Consider the following 19,269-nt stretch of genomic DNA (forward strand, 5'->3'; position numbering starts at 1 on the left):
TCATCAGCGGGAACGCCACGAAGTCCCAGCGATTGGGCAGCACGCGCCACGCCGAGGCGTTGGCCGTGCGGTTCAGGTTGAAGCTGAACTCCATTCAGACGCCCTCCGCGCCGGGTTTCGGAAAGGCGGACGACGTGGCGCCCGTGCCGCTGGACAGGCGTTGCACACGCTGCGGGGATGGCGGATCGACAAAGGCAAGGCGCATGGACAGAGAATTTTGTTGGCGTTGATGACACGGCGGCGATGCCGCGGCGGTACGCACCGCCCGCGCCGTCGTTGCAACTGGCGGCTGGCGGCTGGGCTTGCCTCGAGTGAAACGGCACGACACTACTACAACCTTGATGACACTCACAACCGCGCCCCGGCGCGTCGCGAAAGCCAGACCAGACGGGCTTTCGACACGCTTTCGCCGGCCTTCTGGAGACCTTCCGGAACACGCCGCGGGCGGCCTCTGCACGTCATCGTGATGACGCATCGATGACGCCTTGATGACACGACGACGCCGCGCTTTCCCCAACTCCTGCCTCATTCGGGCCGCTAACGCCAGTGGGCGTCGCTTGCGCGCCACATGCCGGCTCTCGCGCGAACTTCGCGCACGACACCGCTCCGGCCACGCTTGCGCCCCGCTCATCGCCGCTCATCGCCGCGTATGGCCGTGCTGACGGCATGCGCCTTGCATGTTGGCGTCCCTCGCTCGCGCTGCCGCCGGCTCGCATCACCTCGCGACCCCGTGTGGACGCTTCGGGAGCGGGTTCGCCAGCCCAGTTCGAGGGGTAAAATCGACACGCTCCGTCAATGGCGCTCCGACACCCAGGGGCGCCAATAACCACACCTCCATACCAGTCACGCACCAGAAGGCCGATGAACAGGAGACTCTTGCGTCAGGCAGCCGGACCCCTCGGGGTCGTGGTGGTCGCGCTCGTCTGCTGGGCGGCGGCCAACTGGCTCGCGGACCGCATGGTCCGCCAGGAGTTCGAGGCCGCGCTCGCCGCACAACGCCAGGTGATGCGCTCGGTGGTGGACAACATGGCCGAAGTGATCGCCAGCGACCTCGCCATGTCGCGCGCCATTCCGGCGACGATGGCCGAAACCCGCGTCGTCCAGCAGGCGCTCACCGGGGCCGCGCATTATGCCGCGTCGAGCGGTTCGACGGAACTGGCGCGGCGCAAGGCGCTGCAAGGCGTGCCGGCGCTCGCCGGGGTCGACCGCTTTCTCCACGACGCCCAGGGCTTCTCCGGGCTCGATGCAATCTGGCTCGTGAACGCGAATGGCATCTGCATCGCGTCGAGCAATGCGCTCGAAAAAATCTCCTACGTCGGCGTGGACATGCGTCCGCGCGCCTATCTGAACGACACGCTGCTCGGGGCGTTCTCCGAAGCCTATGGCGTGGGCACGGCAAGCGGCGAGCCCGGCATTTTCGTCGCTGCACCCGCCTATGACGACGGCCTGCTGGTCGGCGCCGTGGTCGCGAGGGTCAGCATCGCCCGGCTGCGCCACTGGGTCGCTCACCCGGGCACCTTCGTCGCGGACAACAATGGCGTCATCATCATGGCCCATGACAGCGCGCTCGAAGGACGCGCCCTGCCGGGCTCGCACGTGGCCGAAATGAACGCGGTAGACCGCGTGAACACCTATCTGCGCGAGCGCTTCGCGCCGCTCGATCTGCGCCCGGCATCGAAGGCCGCGTTGAACGAGGCGCCGTGGGTCCCGCGGGCCGACGCCGCGCAAATGATCGGGTTGCCGGACCAACGCGCGCCTGCCCTCTACGAACAGCGCGGCGGTCTGAACTCCGGGCTCTCGGCGCACCTCGTGGATCCGGTCAATGCGTGGTCCGAGCTGATCGCGAACCATCGGCGCGACCGGCTTCTCATTTTCCTCACGCTCGCGGGCACCGCAGCGCTCGCGGCGGTAATCTCGGTCTCGTGGGTACGCGAGCGGCGTCTGCACCACGCGAGCCGCGATCTCGCCGGGCAGTTGCAGGCCGCGAACGCCCTGCTCGCCGCCGAGGCGCGCCACGACGCCCTGACCGGCGCACTTTCGCGGCGCTACTTCCTCGACCTGCTGCGCCACGAGATCGACACGGCCTATGCGGCAGGCAAACCGCTGTGCATGGCGATTGCCGACCTCGACTACTTCAAGCAGATCAACGACCGCTTCGGCCACCCGGCGGGCGACCGCGCGCTCCAGCATTTCGTGGAGACCTGCCGCGCCGAACTGCGCGCCGACGACGCCGTCGGACGCCTGGGCGGCGAGGAGTTCGGCATCCTGCTTCCCTCGACCTCGCTCGCCACGGGCCTCGTCGTGCTCGACCGCCTGCGCGAGCAGGTAGGCAAACGCATTTGCGTGGAACTGCCCGAGCAAGCGAGCGTGAGCGTGAGCATCGGCGTGACCGAACTTGCGGCCGCGCAGGATCAGCCCGAGCGTCTGATGAGCCGCGCCGACCTCGCGCTCTATATGGCGAAGGCGGCCGGGCGCGACCGTTGCGAGGCCATGACGGCCGAGGGCGTCGTGCCGCCGCGCGCCGCGGCGCCGACCTGGTGAGCGCACAACCCGCTTGCGCGATCAGTCACAGGATGCCCGTGCCAGGCTGCGGGGCTCGCCCGGCTCAACCGGCGAGGCGCGGTATCATGGGGCGAACGGTGCGCGCCAGTCCATAAGGGGCGCATGAGTCAAACCGCGCCACTTCGGTGTTCCGCACAAATCTGGAGGCATGCATGAAGGGAAATCTGGTCATTGTCTGCCGCGATCAGGACGCGCTCGCGTTCGACCAGTTGATGGTCGAGTACGGCGCGTTCCAGACGCGCCTGTCATCGACCGCGTGGTATCTGAAACTCGACGCCACGCCCGAGCTGATTCAGGAAGAGATTCTTGCCCGCCTCGGCAAGTACACCACGCACTACATCTTCGAAGCCGACACCGTGACCTACAACACGGTGGACAACGAGGCCGCCGCCGCACTCGACACGCTCTTCACGGCCTGAGAGACTGCGCCCGACCTCGTCTGGATGAACGCGGCGTCGCTGAGGCGGCGCCTTCGGGCCGAACGTCCGCTCACGCCCATCCGGCCATTCAAACGCGATTTACCAGATCTGCGCCGCCTCGGACACGGTGCGCTCCACCACGTCGAACGCAAACGTCATGCGCACCGCGAGGCCGCCGCTCTCGCCGTTGCCGATCGAGAGTTCGCCGCCCGCGCGGCGCACGAGCCGCTCGACGATCGCGAGGCCGAGGCCGCTGTGGCCGTTGCCGCCGCGCGCAGGATCGAGGCGCACGAACGGCCGGCTCGCCTGCGTCAGATCCTGGTCGGCAATGCCCTTGCCGTGGTCGCGCACGGTGAGCGAAAAACTCGTCGGGCCGCGTCCACTCTCGATCACGACGGGCGGTGCGCCATACGCATGCGCGTTGTCGAGCAGGTTCGAAACCACGCGCTCGAGCGTGGCTGCGGGCAGACGAAACTCCGGACCCGCGCGCAGATGCGTTTCGATCGCAATCGCCTCCCCGCTCGCCGTGCGGTGGTTGCGCGCGATGCGCTCGCACTGGTCGTCGACCTCGACGGGCTCGCTGCGGTCGGCGCCGTCGTGCGCAAATACGAGGAACTGGTCGACGATGTGCGCCATCGACTCGACGTCGCGCACGACGCCGTCGCGCACCTTTTGCTCGTCCATCATTTCGGCGCGCAGGCGCAGCCGGGCAAGCGGCGTCTTGAGATCGTGCGCAACGCCCGCCAGCATGACGGCGCGGTCTTTCTCCGTGCGCTCGACTTGCTTGACCATCTGGTTAAAGCCCAGCGTGAGCTGACGCAGCTCGCGCGGCCCGCGCTCGGGCACGGGCGGCACGGGCTCGCCGCGTCCAAAGCGTCCCACGGCCTGTGCGAGCGCGCTCAGCGGCTGCTGCAGCATCCACGCGCCCACGAGCGCAGCGATGACGGCGGTGGCGAAAATGGTGATGACCCAAGGCAGAAACTTGTCGAGCGGCCGCATGATGCGCAGCGGCTGGCCCGGCAGGACGATCCAGCGGGCGTCCTGCGGCCCGCGCACCCAAAGCGTGGGCGGCCCGCCAGGCAGCCCGATGCGTACGTCGGTGCCAGGCGGCATGCGCTCGCGCACGTCGTCGATGAAACGGCGCAGCGGCTCGGGCATGCGTGCGGTGGCCGGCGGCACGGCGGGACTCGCCGGATCGACGAGTTGCACGCGCGAAGGCAGCGGCTGGTCGGGCTCGCGCTCGACGTGCTGGCGCACGGCGTCGACGAGGAAGGTCGCTTCCTCGACGGCGTAGCGCGTTTGCATCTGATTGTGTTCGACGCGCATGAGCGTGAACCAGGCGACGTGCGACACCAGCAGAACGCCGATGAAGATGACCGCGAGGCGCCCGAACAGTGAATCAACTGGCCGGCGCATGGTTGCCCTGCTCTCCGTCGGGAACGAACACGTAGCCGCGCCCGCGTACGGTCTGAATGAAGCGCGGGGTGGACGGATCGCTCTCGAGAATGCGCCGCAGACGCCACACCTGCACATCGATGCCGCGGTCGGTGCCGTCATACTCGGGGCCGTGCAGCAATTCCAGCAGACGCTCGCGCGTCAGCGTACGCATGGGGTAATTCACGAAGATCTTCAGGAGCGCGAACTCGCTGCCCGACAACATGATGGGCTTGCCTTCCTGCTGCAGCGTGCGCGACTGGAAGTCGAGCGTGAAGCGGCCGAACGCGTACGGCTCGCGCTGCTCGGGCGCCGCTGCCGAAGGCACGGTGCGGCGCCGGCGCAGGACCGCCTGCACGCGCGCGAGCAGCTCGCGCGGGTTGAACGGCTTGCCGAGGTAGTCGTCCGCGCCGAGTTCGAGGCCGACGATGCGGTCCACGTCGTCCGCGCGCGCCGTGAGCATGATCACGGGGATGTCGTCGCCGGCTGCGCGCAGCTTGCGCAGCGCGGTCAGGCCGTCCACGCCCGGCATCATCAGGTCGAGCACGATCAGGTCCGGGCGCTCGCGCTCGAGCCGCCGCTCCAGCGAGCCGGCGTCGTGCAGCACCGAGACTTCCATGCCCTGGCGCGCGAGATAGTCGCGCAGGAGGTCGCGTAGTTCGAGGTCGTCGTCGACGACAAGGATTTGAGTAGCCATGGGATGAAGTGTAGCGCGCGCGCACGGGCCGTTTGCTTACAGCGCTTGCAGCCGGGTTACGAGGTGTTACCGCGAAAGGCCCGTGTAATGTCGCGTAATCTCGGCGACCCGCCGCGTAACACGCCCTGTCTGCCGGGTCGATACGCTGGGGACACCGGTTGCGAGCGCCACGACTTTCGGAAAGCGCCGCGCCAGACCGGATAAAACCCTCATGGATTTGTCAGGAGCATCACCATGTACAAGACGACTTCGCGCCTTCTCGCCATCGCCGCCGCCTCGCTCGCGCTCACCGTGGGCGCCACCGCCGCCAACGCCCAGACCTCGCCCCCGCCCCCCGGCGGCCCCGGCATGATGCACGGCGGTCCGGGCATGCATGGCGGTCCCGGCATGCACGGCGACTTCATGCTCGGCTTCAGGCAACTGCACGACAAGCTGAACCTGAACGCCGCGCAGGAAAAGCAATGGCAGGCCGCACTCGACACGATGAAGCAGAACGGCCAGGCCATGCGCAAGAATCATGAACAGATGAAGCAGCAGTTCGATGCGATGAAGAACCAGCCGATCCTCGACCTGAACGCCATGCACACGGCGCACGAGCAGGTCGAGCAGCAGAACCAGCAGCTGCGCGAGCAAACCACGCAAGCGTGGCTCGCCTTCTACAACGGCCTGAACGACCAGCAGAAGACGACCGTGAGCACGGCGATCAAGGCGCGCTTCGCGAAGATGGAGCAGCGCCACGAGCAGATGCGCGAGCGCTGGGAGCAGCACCACAAGGGCGACGCTTCGGCACCGGCCGCGCAGCAGTAACCGGTACACGCGCGCAATACACGCGACAATGCACACACGACAAAGCGCCGCGGGATTCGCACCCCGCGGCGCTTTTTTCATGGCGCGGGCGGTTGCCGGCCGCCGCCGGTCAACGGCTCAGGCGAGATCGAACAGCAGCACTTCGGCCGCTGCACCCCTCGCGAGCGCGACCTCCGCCTCGGCCTCGATCATTGCGGCATCGCCGGCTTCGAGGCGCTGGCCGTTCACGTCCAGCGCGCCGCGCGCCACATGCAGATAGACGCGCCGCCCGGCGGGCACCGCATACTCGACGCGCTCCTCGCCGTCCACGAGGGCCGCATAGATCGAGGCGTCCGACTGCACGGTCACCGAGCCGTCGCGCCCGTCGGGCGAGGCGACGAGACGCAGCCGCCCACGCTTGTCGGCGTCGTCGAAGCGCTTTTCCTCGTAGCCAGGCGCCCCGCCACGCTCGCGCGGGAGCAGCCAGATCTGCAGCAGGTGTGCTTCCTCTTCCTTCGAGCCGTTGAACTCGCTGTGCATGACGCCAGTGCCGGCGCTCATGCGCTGCACGTCGCCGGGCCGGATGGTCGAGCCGTTGCCCATGCTGTCGCGGTGTGCGAGCGCGCCGGAAAGCACATAGGTCACGATCTCCATGTCGCGGTGGCCGTGCGCGCCGAAGCCCCGGCCGCCCGCGATACGGTCGTCGTTGAGCACTCGCAGCGCGCCATAGTGCATATGCGCTTCGTCGAAATAGTCGGCAAACGAAAAGCTGTGGTACGAGTCGAGCCAGCCGTGGTTGGCGTGGCCGCGTTCGTCGGCGCGTCGGATAGTCAGCATGGCAATCTCCGCTCAATCATGTCGATGTCCGAAGGTAAGGGCGGCGGCCCGCTTGCACAATCCGCAGCGGCGCACCGCATCGTTTCGCCAGCAACATCAATGGCTGCGCTGCCGGCGCCGCCCTGTGCCAGACCCGCACGTCCTCCGGCTTCGGGTAAAATACCGCGCTTTTCGGCCAGCGCGAGCCAGACGGACCGGGGTGGGCACCCCGTGGCGGCCTGTCCCGCCCCGCCAGCGCGCGCTGGTGCTGGCGCGGGGGCCGCAGTGCGTCGCGCTTTCCGACCCGGATTTTTGATCGCCTAGAATGGCGGCCAACGGCCCTGAGCCGGTCCGCCTTGCGTCGGCCGCGCCCCTTACCGCGGCGCGCCGACCGTATCAGCCGCGCATGGGACGGAGTCAGTGCTAAAAGGGCACTCGCTCCGGCTCGACAGGAGAATGATGAAGAAGTTTGCAGTGTGCGTGGCGCTCGCCCTGATCGCGGGCAGCGCCGCCGCCAAAGAGTGGAAAACCGTGCGCATCGGCGTGGATGCCAGCTATGCGCCGTTCGAATCCAAAGCGCCGAACGGACAGATCGTCGGCTTCGATGTCGACCTCACGAAAGCCCTGTGCGCGCGCATGAACGTGAAGTGCGTCTGGGTCGAGAACGACCTCGACGGCATCATCCCGGCGCTCAAGGCCCGCAAGTTCGACGCGATCGTGTCGTCGCTGACCATCACGCCGCAGCGGGCCCGGAGAATCGACTATTCCGCGAAGATGTTCGATGCGCCCGCACGCATGCTCGCGCGCGCAGGCTCGCCGCTTCTGCCCACGCCGGCTTCGCTCAAGGGCAAGAACGTGGGCGTCGAGCAGGGCTCGACCCAGGAAGCGTACGCAAAGGCGCACTGGGCGCCGCAGGGCGTGAACGTGATCTCGTACCAGAATCAGGATCAGGTCTACCAGGATCTGATCGCCGGGCGCCTCGACGCCACGCTGCAAGACGAGGTCCAGGCGGATTTCGGCTTCCTGAAAACGCCGCGCGGCAAGGGCTTCGCGTGGGCCGGCCCGGAAGTCGAAGATCCGGCGACGATCGGCGACGGCACCGCGATCGGCCTGCGCAAGGACGACGCCGACCTCAAGGCGAAGTTCAACACGGCGCTGGCCGCGATTCATGCCGACGGTACGTTCGACAGGATCGCGAAGCAGTACTTCGACTTCGATATCTACAAAGGCAAGTGAACGGGGAAGCACACGCAGGTAAATAAACAACGAGACACCACCGCTCGCGCCTCGCGCCAGGACACGTGAAAGCCGGGGGCTCCCCGATAGACCGCCACCGGGCTTCGTATACAGTCACAGGCGCGCTCACGAGCGCAATCGCATCGGCCGCGCGAACAGGCAAAAACGCGCGGCCATGAACGGATTTGAACCGCGGCAAACAAGCGCCGCGCCTTTCGCGGTGTGGGAAACGCACCGACAAGGACTCGCCCATGTTTCTTCAAGGCTACGGCCCGCTGATCCTCGCCGGCACCTGGCAGACCGTCAAGCTCGCCGTGCTGTCGCTCGCGCTCTCGTTCGTGCTCGGGCTGATCGGCGCGGCGGCCAAGCTCTCCAAAAACCGCGTCGCGCACGGCGCGGGCACGCTCTACACCACGCTCATTCGCGGTGTGCCCGATCTCGTGCTCATGCTGCTGCTCTTCTACAGCATCCAGATCTGGCTGAACGACCTCACCGACATGCTCGGCTGGGATCAGATCGACATCGATCCGTTCCTCGCGGGCGTGGTCGTGCTCGGCTTCATCTATGGCGCGTACTTCACCGAGACGTTCCGCGGCGCGTTCCTCGCGGTGCCGCGCGGCCAGCTCGAAGCGGGCCACGCCTACGGCATGACGAACTGGCAGGTGTTCGCGCGCATCATGTTCCCGCAGATGATGCGCTTCGCGCTGCCCGGCATCGGCAACAACTGGCAGGTGCTCGTGAAGTCCACGGCGCTCGTCTCGATCATCGGCCTCGCCGACGTCGTGAAGGCAAGCCAGGACGCCGGCAAGGGCACGCTGCGCTTCTTCTTCTTCACGCTGCTCGCCGGCGCGATCTATCTCGTCATCACCACGGTCTCCAACTTCGTGCTGATGTATCTCGACAAACGCTACTCCACCGGAGTGCGCAAGGCGGATCTCTGAATCGCACGAGGCCAAGACCATGCAAGACTTCGTCCAACTGATCCAGCAATACTGGCGCAACTACCTCTTCTCCGACGGCTACCATTTCAGCGGCGTGGCCATCACCCTGTGGCTGCTCGTCGTCTCGATCGGACTCGGCTTCTGCCTCTCGGTGCCGCTCGCCGTGGCTCGCGTGTCGAAGAAGAAGTGGCTCGCCGGGCTCGTGTGGCTCTACACGTACATCTTCCGCGGCACGCCGCTCTACGTGCAGTTGCTGCTGTGCTACACGGGCCTCTACAGCCTCGAGATCGTGCGCAACCACGAACTCACCAGCGCGTTCTTCCGCAGCGGCATGAACTGCACGCTGCTTGCGTTCACGCTGAACACCTGCGCGTACACCACTGAAATCTTCGCGGGCGCGATCAAGGCGACACCCTACGGCGAGATCGAGGCCGCGCGCGCTTACGGCATGTCGCAATTCACGCTGTACCGCCGCGTGATCCTGCCTTCGGCGCTGCGCCGCGCCCTGCCCTACTACAGCAACGAAGTCATTCTGATGCTGCACGCAACGACCGTGGCCTTCACGGCTACCGTGCCGGACATCCTGAAGATCGCGCGCGACGTGAACTCGGCGACGTATCAGTCGTTCGGCGCATTCGGCATCGCCGCCCTGCTGTACCTGATCATTTCTTTCACGCTCGTGTGGCTGTTCCGCCGCGCCGAGCACCGCTGGCTCGCCTACCTGCGACCGCAAGGCAAGTGAGCCCCGGGGCGTGTTCACGCCATAAAGGTCAATTGATGAATTCCCAGAAGCAGAAGCTGTTCGTCGACTCCATCCACAAGAAGTACGGCGACAACGAAGTCCTCAAGGGCGTGTCCCTGAAAGCCAATGCAGGCGACGTGATCAGCGTGATCGGCTCGTCCGGTTCGGGCAAGAGCACGATGCTGCGTTGCATCAACTTCCTCGAGCAGCCCAACGAAGGGCGCATCGTGGTGGATGGCGAGGAAGTCGCCACGCGCGCGGACAAGCGCACGGGCGCGCTGCACCCCGCCGACGCGAAGCAGCTCCAGCGCGTGCGCACCAAGCTCGCCATGGTGTTCCAGCACTTCAACCTGTGGTCGCACATGTCGGTGCTCGAAAACGTGATCGAGGCGCCGGTGCACGTGCTGGGTCTGCCGCGCAAGGAAGCCGAAGATCGCGCGCGCACCTATCTGGAGAAGGTCGGGCTCGCGCCGCGCGTGGAAAAGCAGTATCCCTCGCACCTCTCGGGCGGTCAGCAGCAACGCGTGGCGATTGCCCGCGCGCTCGCCATGCACCCCGACGTGATGCTGTTCGACGAGCCGACCTCGGCGCTCGACCCCGAACTCGTGGGCGAAGTGCTCAAGGTCATGCAGAAGCTCGCCGAGGAAGGCCGCACGATGATCGTGGTCACGCACGAAATGGGTTTCGCGCGCAACGTTTCGAACCACGTCATGTTCCTGCACAAGGGACTCGTGGAGGAGGAAGGCCAGCCGGCCGAGGTATTCGCCAATCCGAAAAGCGAGCGCCTGCGCCAGTTTCTTTCAGGCAGCCTCAAGTAAGACGACCCATCGAGTCGCCGCCTTTCGGCGATGTAGTAAAAGTAGTTTTACAAGGCGCTTACGGCGCCTTTTCCTTTTTCGCCTTTTACCCGCGAAAAGCCGCCCGTTTATGCCCAAAAACGGCGTTTTTTGCATTACTCCTTGTGAAATCTCTCGTCAATAGTGGCAATCCTGAACCCGGCCATTCAATCGACGTGAGTCCCTTATTCCGTCAGGCTTCCGACCTATTTGTAGTACCTCTCTGACCACCATCCAGGAAGGCCATATTGCAATTTGACGACACCCTGGGGTGCGAGCACGAATTAGTTCGCCAGCGCGGACCTTTTTTGCTAAATTAGTAACCAAAGTAGCAAAACAAAGTTCATTAAAAGTAGTTTCACTTCAAAAAGAACGGGAGATGCCAGTCAACCAGGGGATCTGCAAGACGACCCAGCCCGGGTTATGCAGCGGCACCAGCCCGTACGCCGGTCCTCGGGGTAATTCTCCCTCACGCGACGATTTCTGTTCGCAGCGCCGCCAAGCGCACGGACGTCTTTCGCAGTACTAAGGTTGACTCTTTGACAGGGTATGGAGGAGAAGATGAAGAAAGCATTACTCGCCGCAGCATTGATGTCGGCTGGCGTGATCGCGCATGCGCAAAGCAGCGTCACGCTCTACGGCCGCCTCGACATCGGTGTGGCCTATATGAACGGCATCGGTGCGGGCACCGGCGCGAACGGTCAGGCCACCCACGGCTCCAGCCAGGTTCAGCTCGAAAGCGGCTACTGGGGCACCAGCCTCTGGGGCATGAAGGGCGTTGAAGACATCGGTGGCGGCAACAAGGTTCTGTTCCACCTGGAAGGCAGCTTCAGCACCGCGAACGGCTCGCTCGGCTCGGCCGGCTCGCTCTGGAATCGCTGGGCGACTGTCGGTATCGCGAACGACCAGTTCGGTACGCTGCTCGCTGGCCGCATGCTGTTCATCTCCAACGGCATTTGGGACTTCGACCCGTTCGGTCAGTCGAACTGGTCGTCGGCTTCGATGGTCCGTGGCCGCAACTGGCCGCAATCGAGCAACAACATTTCGTACCAGTCGCCGAACTGGATGGGCTTCGACGTGTACGGCCAGTACGCGTTCTCGAACGCGACGAACTGGAACGGCAACGGCTCGACGAACCAGGGCCGCGAAGCGGGTCTGCAGCTCACGTACACGAGCTCGCTGTTCCAGATCCGCGGTCTGTATGACGAAATCCGCAATCCGGACAACGGTCAGCTGGGCGGCATCTACAGCCCGCTCGACGGCAGCACGAAGCCGATCGGCGCGACGCAAGCTAACGGCAATGGCGTGTTCGCGTACTCGCGTGACTACATGGCCATGTTCAACGTGTTCCTCGGCGCGTTCAAGATCCAGGGCGGCTACGAAGCCATCCGTTCGTCGGGCATGAACCCTGGCATCATCGGCCAGCCGACCACGCTCGACCACGAATGGGGCGGTGTGACGTGGCAAATGACGCCGGCTGCCGCGCTGATCGCAGCGGTCTACCACGTCAATGCGAACAACGGCGGCGGCAACGCCACGCTGTACACGATCGGCGGCTCGTACAACCTGTCCAAGCGCACGCTGCTCGACATCCAGGCTGGCACGGTGCAGAACAGCAAGACGGCCAACTTCGGTCTGAACGCCAACAACTTCGGTACGGCTGCAAGCACGACCAACCCGCTCCCGGGCCACAGCCAGGTGGGCGTGTACGCAGGTATCCAGCACTCGTTCTAATTCGAAGCGAGTGTAGAAAGAACAGCTACATCGACGTTTTCACGCTGCTGCGAGAGGCGCGTATCGGTGCGATGTCCGAAAGGGTATCGCACCGTTTTTTATGCTGGGGACGGACCGCGCAAGCGGCGCCGTCCCCTTTTCTATTGGTGCATGCGGTGCTGCGTGGACTCCGGGGGCCGGTCGTGCAACGCAGGCGGCCTCAAACCGCCGCTTCGTTTTCCTCGCCCGTGCGGATGCGGATCACGCGCTCCACGTCGGTCACGAAGATCTTGCCGTCGCCGATCTTGCCGGTGCGCGCCGCGCCGACGATCGCGTCGATCACCTGGTCGGCCTGGCCGCTTGCGACCACCACCTCGATCTTCACTTTCGGCAGAAAGTCGACCACGTATTCGGCGCCGCGGTAAAGCTCCGTGTGGCCCTTCTGGCGGCCGAAGCCCTTGACCTCCGTGACGGTCAGGCCCGTGAGGCCCACTTCGGCGAGCGCCTCGCGCACTTCGTCGAGCTTGAACGGTTTGATCACGGCAGTAATGCGTTTCATGGCGAACCTCGTCTCGTTATCGGATTTGTCGGAAATTTCGGAACCTATCGGGATTCTACGCTGTGCGGCCCGGGCTCACGCCGAGGGCTTGCCCGCAGGCGCCGCGCCCGCTTCATCGGGCACGCGCTCCAGATCGGCGAGCCAGACCGCCGACTCCGAATCGCTGGGCGCGCGCCAGTCGCCGCGCGGCGAGAGCGAGCCGCCCGAGCCGATCTTCGGCGCATTCGGAATGCAGGTGCGCTTGAACTGGCTCTGCCGGAAAAAGCGGTCGAGAAAAATTCGCAGATTGCGCTTGATCGACGCGAGATCGTACTGATTGCGCGCGACCTTCGCATTCTCGGGCCATGCGCCCGCTTCGCGGTCACCCCACGCGTGGCGCGCGAGGAACGCGACCTTCGAAGGCGCGAAGCCAAAGCGCAGCGTGTAGTACAGGTTGAAGTCCTGCAACTCGTAGGGGCCGATCGTGCTTTCGGTTTTCTGCTCGGGCGCGCCATCGGACTTGCCGGGGATCAGCTCCGGGCTGATGTCGGTGGCGAGAATCGCTTCGAGCACGTCGCGGCCGCTCTCGCCGTTCTGGCCAATCTGGCCCGTTTCAGCCACCCAGCGCACAAGGTGCGTAATGAGCGTTTTCGGCACGCTCGCATTCACGTTGTAGTGCGACATGTGGTCGCCCACTCCGTATGTGCACCAGCCGAGCGCGAGTTCGGAGAGATCGCCCGTGCCGATCACGATCGCATGGTTGAAGTTGGCGAGGCGGAACAGGTGATTCGTGCGCTCGCCGGCCTGCACGTTTTCAAAAGTGATGTCGTAGGTTGCCTTGCCTTCCGAGTACGGATGGCCGAGGTCTTCGAGCATCTGCATGCAGCTCTGGCGAATGTCGATTTCGCGCGCCGTGCAGCCCACGAGCGCCATCAGTTCGCGCGCCTGGCGCAGCGTGCGCTCGCTCGTGGCGAACCCGGGCATGGTGTACGCGAGGATGTTCGCGCGCGGCAGCCCGAGGCGATCCATCGCCTTCGCGCATACGAGCAATGCATGCGTGGAGTCGAGGCCGCCCGAAACGCCGATCACCACCTTCTGGATGCCCGCCTGCGAAAGCCGCTGCACGAGCGCCTGCACCTGGATGTTGTAGACCTCGTTGCAGCGCTCGTCGCGCCGTTTCGGATCGGCCGGCACATAAGGGAACCGTTCCACGCGGCGCGAGAGCGCGAGCGTATCGCGCTGCCAGGCGCCCTCGCCCGCCAGCTCGCATGCAATCACGCGAAATTTCGCGACTTCATCGGCGTGGCGGCGGATCGAATCGCCGAACGTGGTCTGGCGGATACGCTCCTGCTGCAGCCGCGCGAGATCGACATCGGCGAAGATGAGGTGCGAGTCGTCGGAGAAGCGCTCCGATTGCGCGAGCAGTTCGCCGTTTTCGCACACGAGCGCGTGGCCGTCCCAGGCCATGTCGGTGGTCGATTCGCCCTTGCCCGCCGAGGTGTACAGATACGCGGCGAGACAACGCGCCGACTGCTGCGACACCAGCTGCTGCCGGTAGCCCGCCTTGCCCACCACGACGTTCGACGCCGAAAGATTGACGAGCACGCAAGCGCCCGCGAGCGCCGCAAACGACGACGGCGGAATCGGCACCCAGACGTCCTCGCAGATCTCCACGTGAAAGCGCAGACCCGCGACCTGCGGCACCTCGAACAGCAGGGACGCGCCGAACGGCACGTCCGCGCCGGCAAGGCGCACAGTGTCGGTGCTCGCGCTATCGGCGGCGCTGAACTGGCGCGGCTCGTAGAATTCGCCGTAGTTCGGCAGGAAGCTCTTTGGCACGACGCCCGCCACACGCCCGCCCGCTACGACCGCGGCGCAGTTGAAGAGCGAATGCCCCGCGCGCACCGGCAGACCCACGATCATCACGAGCGGCAGCGCCGCCGACGCTTCGACGATCTGCGCGAGCGCGCGCTCGCAGGCGTCGAGCAATGCTTGCTGATGGAACAGGTCGTCGCAGGTATAGGCCGAAAGCCCGAGCTCGGGGAACGCGACGAGCGCCGCGCCCTGCGCGGCGGCCTCGCGCGCGAGCGCGAGCGTCTGGGCGGCGTTGAATGCGGGATCGGCCACACGGCAGCGCGGCACGCCCACGGCCACGCGCGCAAAGCCGTGCGTATAGAGATTGAAGAAGCGCTCTTTCATTTCGATAACCTTGAGGCGGGCGCGCTGCGCACGAAAGCGCGCGCTCTGACGTTCGGGCTGCTTGATACCGCTTGATACCGCTTGACATCGCTTGATACGGCTCGATGCTGCCCGGCTGACGTGCTGAACGAGACGCGGCGGTCCTCACCCGCCCGGGACGTTTGCTTTACCATGACCGTTTGCCGCGGCAGGCGCTGCTGACCCACCCAAGCCGCATCCCACGCCAACGGGCACGCATGAAACAGGAACATTTCGATTATCGCACGGGCATCCTCGGCTCACCGTCCGAGGTCGACGCCGCCGAATGGAACGCGCTGCTCGCACGCCAGGCGCAGCCCACGCCCTTTTTGCGCCACGAATTTTTCGCAGCGCTCGACGCCACGCGCTGCACCACGCCCAACGAGGGCTGGGCCGCGCAATTCGTCACGCTCACCGACACGCGCACGGGCCGCCTCGCCGCCGCCGCGCCGGTGTATCTCAAGGGCCACTCGTACGGAGAGTACGTGTTCGACTGGGCCTGGGCCGATGCGTACAAGCGCAACGGTCTCGAGTACTACCCGAAGCTGCTGTGCGCCGTGCCGTTCACGCCGGTGCAGGGCACGCGCCTGATCGCCGCCGACGCCACCGCGCGCCGCCATCTGGCCGCCACCTTGCTCGCCTTCGCCGAGCAGGCCGATGTCTCGTCGCTGCACGTGCTCTTTCCGACCGCCGAAGACGCCGAGGCGCTGACCGACCTCGGCATGATGCAGCGCGAAGGCGTGCAGTTTCACTGGCTCAACGACGGCTATCGCGACTTCGAGGACTTCCTTTCCACGCTGGAGCAGAAAAAGCGCAAGAACATCCGCGCGGAGCGTCGCAAGGTGCACGAGGCGGGCGTCACGATGCGGCGTGTGCGCGGCGAAGACATCAGCGACACCGAGTGGCGTTTCTTTAGCCGCTGTTACCGGCAGACCTACCGCGAGCATTTCTCTTCGCCATACCTGAATCTCGACTTCTTCCGCATGATCGGCGAGACGATGCCGGAGAATCTGCTGCTCGTGATCGCCGAGCGCGAAGGCAAGCCGATCGCGAGTTCGCTCGTGGTCTGGCAGCGCGGTGAGCATGGCCGAGGCGGCACGCTCTATGGCCGCTACTGGGGCGCGCTCGAACACGTGCCCTGCCTGCACTTCGAGACCGCTTATTATCAACCGCTCGAATTCTGCATCGAGGAAAAGCTCGACGTGTTCGAAGGCGGCGCGCAAGGCGAACACAAGATGGCGCGCGGTTTCCTGCCCACCGCCACGCGCTCGGCGCACTGGCTCGCCCATCCGGCATTCTCCGATGCCGTCGCGCGCTTTCTCGAAAGCGAGACGAACCATATTCACGCCTACATGCACGAGCTCAATGAGCGCAATCCTTTTCGTGCGTGATTCGCGCGTTGTCATGACTCATCCGTAAAACTCGTGCGCGGTGTGTCCTGAAACACCGTCGCCCATCATGATCATCGCTTCCAGAACTATGCCGTGGTTCCTCTACATGCTCGAATGCGCCGACGGCAGCGTCTACACGGGCATCGCCATCGACGTCGCCGCCCGCTTCGCCCAGCACGCGAGCGGCACGGGCGCGCGCTACACGCGCTCGCGCAAGCCAGTGCAGGTGCTCGCGCAATTCGAGTTCGCCGACCGGGCGTGCGCCTCGAGCGCCGAGTACTGGGTCAAGCGCCTCACCCCGCGCGAAAAGCGCGCGCTCGCGGCCGGCGCGCGCACGCTCGAATCGGTCCTGCCCCCGCCGCCCCCGGATACGCCCCCGGATGTGCCCCCGGAAGCGTCCCCGGATACGCCCCCGGAAGCCGCGGCGCCGGATTGAGCAAACGCCGCGCAGCGATGGGCGTGGACTACGCGCAGGGCTACGGCGTGGGCAAACCCGCGCGGCTCGACATGCTGCGCGGGCCGCAGTTGCGCGACGTCGCCGAAGTGGGTTAGGGCGTGTTCACGCTAATCACAGGCCCTGATCGAGCTTCCATGAAAAAACCGCACGGCCCTCGCGGGCACGTGCGGTTTTCGATCAAACCGGATGCGCGATTTACTTCCTGAAGTTCGCCACGCCTTCGGTGATTTCCTTGTGGGCGGCTTCGATGCCGACCCAGCCTTCGACCTTGACCCACTTGCCCTTTTCGAGCGCCTTGTAGTTCTCGAAGAAGTGCTTGATCTGGTCCTTCAGGTACTCGGGCACGTCGTCGAGCGACTTGAGGTTGGCCGTCATCGGGCAGACCTTGTCGTGCGGGACCGCGATCAGTTTCGCGTCGACGCCCGACTCGTCGGTCATCTGCAGCATGCCGAGCGCGCGCGAGCGCACCACCGAGCCGGCCAGCAGCGGGAACGGCGTGATCACGAGCACATCGACCGGGTCGCCGTCGCCGGAGAGCGTCTGCGGAATGAAGCCGTAGTTCACGGGATAGCGCATGCCCGTGCCGACGAAACGGTCGACGACGAGCAGGCCCAGGTCCTTGTCGGCTTCGTATTTCACCGGATCGCTTTGCGCGGGAATCTCGATGATCACGTTGAAGTCTTGCGGCAGATCCTTGCCGGCGGGGACATTTGCAAAGCTCATGAGCGCTCTCTGTTGAGAAGGGAAAACCGGCGGTTCGCGCGCAAAATCGGCGCAGAACCGGACGTTGGAGGATGGACGCCATTATAGCCAATCGGCCAGGGCGGCCGGCAGTTCGGCCCAGGGCTTTCCCGCACGCAGATGAAGCGCCTGCTGAATTCCTGCGCGTAGCGCCTGCAATTGGCGCGATAATCGACCTGCAGCCGCGGCCCATCGCCGGGCGCTTCGAGACACGCGCCGGCGGCGTTTCCCGTTTTGCGTTCCCTCTCCCTCGTTTCACCCCATTTACGAGGCGCATGCATGGAAGAAGCGAAGCACTTCATCGGCGGCGCATGGCAATCGCCCGCCAGCGGCGAGACGCTCGCCGCGATCGATCCCTCCACCGGCCAGCCCTTCGCGCAGCTTGCGCGCGGCAATGCCGCCGACGTCGACTCGGCTGTCACGGCCGCACGCAAAGCCTTCGAGGGGCCTTGGGGCGCACTGAGCGCCGCCGAGCGCGGGCGCGTGCTGTTCGCGCTCTCGAGCCTCGTCGGCCAGCACAAGGAGGAACTCGCACAACTCGAAGCGCGCGACACCGGCAAGCCGCTCAAGCAGGCGCGCGCCGACGCCGCCGCGCTCGCGCGCTATTTCGAGTTCTACGCCGGCGCCGCCGACAAGCTGCACGGCGAAACGTTGCCCTATCAGAGCGGCTACACGGTGCTCACGGTGCGCGAGCCGCACGGCGTGACGGGCCACATCGTGCCCTGGAACTACCCGATGCAGATCTTCGGCCGCAGCGTGGGCGCGGCGCTCGCCACCGGCAACGCGTGCGTGGTGAAGCCCGCCGAGGACGCCTGCGTGTCGCTGCTGCGCGTGGCCGAACTCGCACGCGTTGCCGGTCTGCCCGCGGGCGCGCTCAACCTCGTCACCGGGCTCGGGCATGAGGCGGGCGCGGCGCTCAGCGCGCATCCCGGCGTGGACCACATCTCGTTCACGGGCTCGCCGCACACGGGCAAGCTCGTCGCGCAGATGGCCGCCGAACACCATGTGCCCGTCACGCTCGAGCTGGGCGGCAAGTCGCCGCAAATCGTCTTCGCCGATGCCGATCTCGACGCCGCGCTGCCCGTGCTCGTCGCCGCAATCGTGCAGAACGCGGGGCAAACCTGTTCGGCGGGCAGCCGCGTGCTGATCGAGCGCGGCGCCTACGAGCCGCTCATCGACCGGCTCGCCGCTTCGTTCGGCAAGCTGCGCGTGGGACCGGCCAGTGCCGATCTCGACTGCGGCCCCCTCATCAACGAGAAGCAGCGCCAGCGCGTGCGCGGCTTTCTCGACGAGGCGGCCGCGAGCCGCATCGCCACGGCGGCAAGCGGCAGGCTCGAAGCCGATGCGCCAAGCGGCGGCTTCTACGAAGTCCCGACGCTCCTGCGCGACGTGCCGCCGCAAAGCCGCCTCGCCCAGGAGGAAGTGTTCGGCCCGGTGCTCGCGGCCATGCCCTTCGAGAGCGAGGAAGAAGCGCTCGCGCTCGCCAACGGCACGCCATATGGCCTCGTCGCCGGCATCTGGACGCGCGACGGCGCGCGCCAGATGCGTCTCGCCCGGCGCGTGCGCGCGGGCCAGGTGTTCATCAACAACTACGGCGCGGGCGGCGGCGTCGAATTGCCGTTCGGCGGCACGCGGCACTCGGGACACGGGCGCGAAAAAGGCTTCGAAGCGCTCTATGGCTTCACGGTGCTCAAGACCATTGCCATCCGGCACGGCTGAACCCTGTCGATAACCATGAACGGA

At 65.8% G+C, this 19,269-nt stretch carries 17 protein-coding genes; 11 read left to right on the top strand and 6 right to left on the bottom strand.

Translation table 11 applies throughout. The features are described from left to right. Window positions 1–861: 861 nt before the first annotated feature. Together C7411_RS35205 and C7411_RS35210 are read left to right on the top strand one after the other, a co-directional pair. Window positions 862–2,541 carry a GGDEF domain-containing protein gene (locus C7411_RS35205; protein WP_110388751.1) on the top strand — a complete coding sequence of 560 codons (1,680 nt, stop codon included), beginning with the start codon at window positions 862–864 and terminating at the stop codon, window positions 2,539–2,541. A gap of 173 nt (window positions 2,542–2,714) precedes the next feature. After that, the gene (locus C7411_RS35210) at window positions 2,715–2,981 is read left to right on the top strand and encodes a double-stranded DNA-specific endonuclease (RefSeq protein ID WP_028207711.1); all 267 of its coding nucleotides are present in this window, start codon (window positions 2,715–2,717) and stop codon (window positions 2,979–2,981) included. Window positions 2,982–3,080: 99 nt separating this feature from the next. Here C7411_RS35210 and C7411_RS35215 read toward each other — a convergent pair whose 3' ends face one another. Together C7411_RS35215 and C7411_RS35220 are read right to left on the bottom strand one after the other, a co-directional pair. Beyond that, on the bottom strand, window positions 3,081–4,397 hold the full coding sequence (locus tag C7411_RS35215) for an ATP-binding protein (protein WP_110388752.1): 1,317 nt from the start codon (window positions 4,395–4,397) through the stop codon (window positions 3,081–3,083). Continuing rightward, entirely contained in the window at window positions 4,381–5,112 is a 732-nt protein-coding gene (locus tag C7411_RS35220; RefSeq protein ID WP_042271649.1) for a response regulator, read from the bottom strand. The genes C7411_RS35215 and C7411_RS35220 overlap by 17 nt, the downstream gene beginning before the upstream one ends. Window positions 5,113–5,346: 234 nt before the next feature. Here C7411_RS35220 and C7411_RS35225 point away from each other — a divergent pair, with 234 nt between their 5' ends. After that, window positions 5,347–5,919: a Spy/CpxP family protein refolding chaperone gene (locus C7411_RS35225; protein WP_110388753.1), complete on the top strand. Its 573-nt coding sequence runs from the start codon at window positions 5,347–5,349 to the stop codon at window positions 5,917–5,919. Window positions 5,920–6,036: 117 nt separating this feature from the next. On the opposite strand, the gene C7411_RS35230 is transcribed toward C7411_RS35225, so the two are convergent. Beyond that, window positions 6,037–6,735 carry a pirin family protein gene (locus C7411_RS35230; protein WP_110388754.1) on the bottom strand — a complete coding sequence of 233 codons (699 nt, stop codon included), beginning with the start codon at window positions 6,733–6,735 and terminating at the stop codon, window positions 6,037–6,039. A gap of 438 nt (window positions 6,736–7,173) precedes the next feature. Between C7411_RS35230 and C7411_RS35235 the strand changes: the two genes are divergently transcribed. The 5 genes from C7411_RS35235 (at window position 7,174) to C7411_RS35255 (ending at window position 12,203) form a co-directional block, all read left to right on the top strand. Further along, on the top strand, window positions 7,174–7,950 hold the full coding sequence (locus tag C7411_RS35235) for an ABC transporter substrate-binding protein (protein ID WP_110388784.1): 777 nt from the start codon (window positions 7,174–7,176) through the stop codon (window positions 7,948–7,950). 251 nt (window positions 7,951–8,201) lie between these two features. Next, the gene (locus tag C7411_RS35240) at window positions 8,202–8,891 is read left to right on the top strand and encodes an ABC transporter permease (RefSeq protein ID WP_110388755.1); all 690 of its coding nucleotides are present in this window, start codon (window positions 8,202–8,204) and stop codon (window positions 8,889–8,891) included. 19 nt (window positions 8,892–8,910) lie between these two features. Further along, the gene (locus tag C7411_RS35245) at window positions 8,911–9,633 is read left to right on the top strand and encodes an ABC transporter permease (protein ID WP_110388756.1); all 723 of its coding nucleotides are present in this window, start codon (window positions 8,911–8,913) and stop codon (window positions 9,631–9,633) included. A 35-nt stretch (window positions 9,634–9,668) separates the two neighbouring features. Beyond that, window positions 9,669–10,451 carry an ABC transporter ATP-binding protein gene (locus C7411_RS35250; RefSeq protein WP_110388757.1) on the top strand — a complete coding sequence of 261 codons (783 nt, stop codon included), beginning with the start codon at window positions 9,669–9,671 and terminating at the stop codon, window positions 10,449–10,451. A 579-nt stretch (window positions 10,452–11,030) separates the two neighbouring features. Then, complete coding sequence (locus C7411_RS35255) at window positions 11,031–12,203, top strand: porin (RefSeq protein ID WP_110388758.1); 1,173 nt, start codon at window positions 11,031–11,033, stop codon at window positions 12,201–12,203. A gap of 199 nt (window positions 12,204–12,402) precedes the next feature. Here C7411_RS35255 and C7411_RS35260 read toward each other — a convergent pair whose 3' ends face one another. Continuing rightward, complete coding sequence (locus C7411_RS35260) at window positions 12,403–12,741, bottom strand: P-II family nitrogen regulator (protein ID WP_110388759.1); 339 nt, start codon at window positions 12,739–12,741, stop codon at window positions 12,403–12,405. 75 nt (window positions 12,742–12,816) lie between these two features. After that, a complete protein-coding gene (locus C7411_RS35265) occupies window positions 12,817–14,919 on the bottom strand; it encodes an NAD(+) synthase (protein WP_110388760.1) in 2,103 nt (700 codons plus the stop codon). 236 nt (window positions 14,920–15,155) lie between these two features. Between C7411_RS35265 and C7411_RS35270 the strand changes: the two genes are divergently transcribed. Together C7411_RS35270 and C7411_RS35275 are read left to right on the top strand one after the other, a co-directional pair. Then, a complete protein-coding gene (locus C7411_RS35270; protein ID WP_110388761.1) occupies window positions 15,156–16,328 on the top strand; it encodes a GNAT family N-acetyltransferase in 1,173 nt (390 codons plus the stop codon). Window positions 16,329–16,416: 88 nt separating this feature from the next. After that, the gene (locus tag C7411_RS35275) at window positions 16,417–16,764 is read left to right on the top strand and encodes a GIY-YIG nuclease family protein (protein ID WP_110388762.1); all 348 of its coding nucleotides are present in this window, start codon (window positions 16,417–16,419) and stop codon (window positions 16,762–16,764) included. 216 nt (window positions 16,765–16,980) lie between these two features. Here C7411_RS35275 and ppa read toward each other — a convergent pair whose 3' ends face one another. Continuing rightward, the gene (ppa, locus tag C7411_RS35280) at window positions 16,981–17,508 is read right to left on the bottom strand and encodes an inorganic diphosphatase (RefSeq protein WP_110388763.1); all 528 of its coding nucleotides are present in this window, start codon (window positions 17,506–17,508) and stop codon (window positions 16,981–16,983) included. 297 nt (window positions 17,509–17,805) lie between these two features. Here ppa and C7411_RS35285 point away from each other — a divergent pair, with 297 nt between their 5' ends. Further along, window positions 17,806–19,245 carry an aldehyde dehydrogenase family protein gene (locus C7411_RS35285; RefSeq protein WP_110388764.1) on the top strand — a complete coding sequence of 480 codons (1,440 nt, stop codon included), beginning with the start codon at window positions 17,806–17,808 and terminating at the stop codon, window positions 19,243–19,245. The last annotated feature ends 24 nt before the right edge of the window (window positions 19,246–19,269 follow it).

This window comes from Paraburkholderia silvatlantica (genome assembly GCF_003096715.1).
Classification (GTDB): Bacteria; Pseudomonadota; Gammaproteobacteria; order Burkholderiales; family Burkholderiaceae; genus Paraburkholderia; species Paraburkholderia silvatlantica.

Excerpts from the sequence above, each read along its gene's own strand:
- C7411_RS35205 (WP_110388751.1), top strand. The coding sequence starts at position 862 with ATGAACAGGAGACTCTTGCGTCAGGCAGCCGGACCCCTCGGGGTCGTG.
- C7411_RS35210 (WP_028207711.1), top strand. The coding sequence starts at position 2,715 with ATGAAGGGAAATCTGGTCATTGTCTGCCGCGATCAGGACGCGCTCGCG.
- C7411_RS35215 (WP_110388752.1), bottom strand. The coding sequence starts at position 4,397 with ATGCGCCGGCCAGTTGATTCACTGTTCGGGCGCCTCGCGGTCATCTTC.
- C7411_RS35220 (WP_042271649.1), bottom strand. The coding sequence starts at position 5,112 with ATGGCTACTCAAATCCTTGTCGTCGACGACGACCTCGAACTACGCGAC.
- C7411_RS35225 (WP_110388753.1), top strand. The coding sequence starts at position 5,347 with ATGTACAAGACGACTTCGCGCCTTCTCGCCATCGCCGCCGCCTCGCTC.
- C7411_RS35230 (WP_110388754.1), bottom strand. The coding sequence starts at position 6,735 with ATGCTGACTATCCGACGCGCCGACGAACGCGGCCACGCCAACCACGGC.
- C7411_RS35235 (WP_110388784.1), top strand. The coding sequence starts at position 7,174 with ATGAAGAAGTTTGCAGTGTGCGTGGCGCTCGCCCTGATCGCGGGCAGC.
- C7411_RS35240 (WP_110388755.1), top strand. The coding sequence starts at position 8,202 with ATGTTTCTTCAAGGCTACGGCCCGCTGATCCTCGCCGGCACCTGGCAG.
- C7411_RS35245 (WP_110388756.1), top strand. The coding sequence starts at position 8,911 with ATGCAAGACTTCGTCCAACTGATCCAGCAATACTGGCGCAACTACCTC.
- C7411_RS35250 (WP_110388757.1), top strand. The coding sequence starts at position 9,669 with ATGAATTCCCAGAAGCAGAAGCTGTTCGTCGACTCCATCCACAAGAAG.
- C7411_RS35255 (WP_110388758.1), top strand. The coding sequence starts at position 11,031 with ATGAAGAAAGCATTACTCGCCGCAGCATTGATGTCGGCTGGCGTGATC.
- C7411_RS35260 (WP_110388759.1), bottom strand. The coding sequence starts at position 12,741 with ATGAAACGCATTACTGCCGTGATCAAACCGTTCAAGCTCGACGAAGTG.
- C7411_RS35265 (WP_110388760.1), bottom strand. The coding sequence starts at position 14,919 with ATGAAAGAGCGCTTCTTCAATCTCTATACGCACGGCTTTGCGCGCGTG.
- C7411_RS35270 (WP_110388761.1), top strand. The coding sequence starts at position 15,156 with ATGAAACAGGAACATTTCGATTATCGCACGGGCATCCTCGGCTCACCG.
- C7411_RS35275 (WP_110388762.1), top strand. The coding sequence starts at position 16,417 with ATGCCGTGGTTCCTCTACATGCTCGAATGCGCCGACGGCAGCGTCTAC.
- ppa (WP_110388763.1), bottom strand. The coding sequence starts at position 17,508 with ATGAGCTTTGCAAATGTCCCCGCCGGCAAGGATCTGCCGCAAGACTTC.
- C7411_RS35285 (WP_110388764.1), top strand. The coding sequence starts at position 17,806 with ATGGAAGAAGCGAAGCACTTCATCGGCGGCGCATGGCAATCGCCCGCC.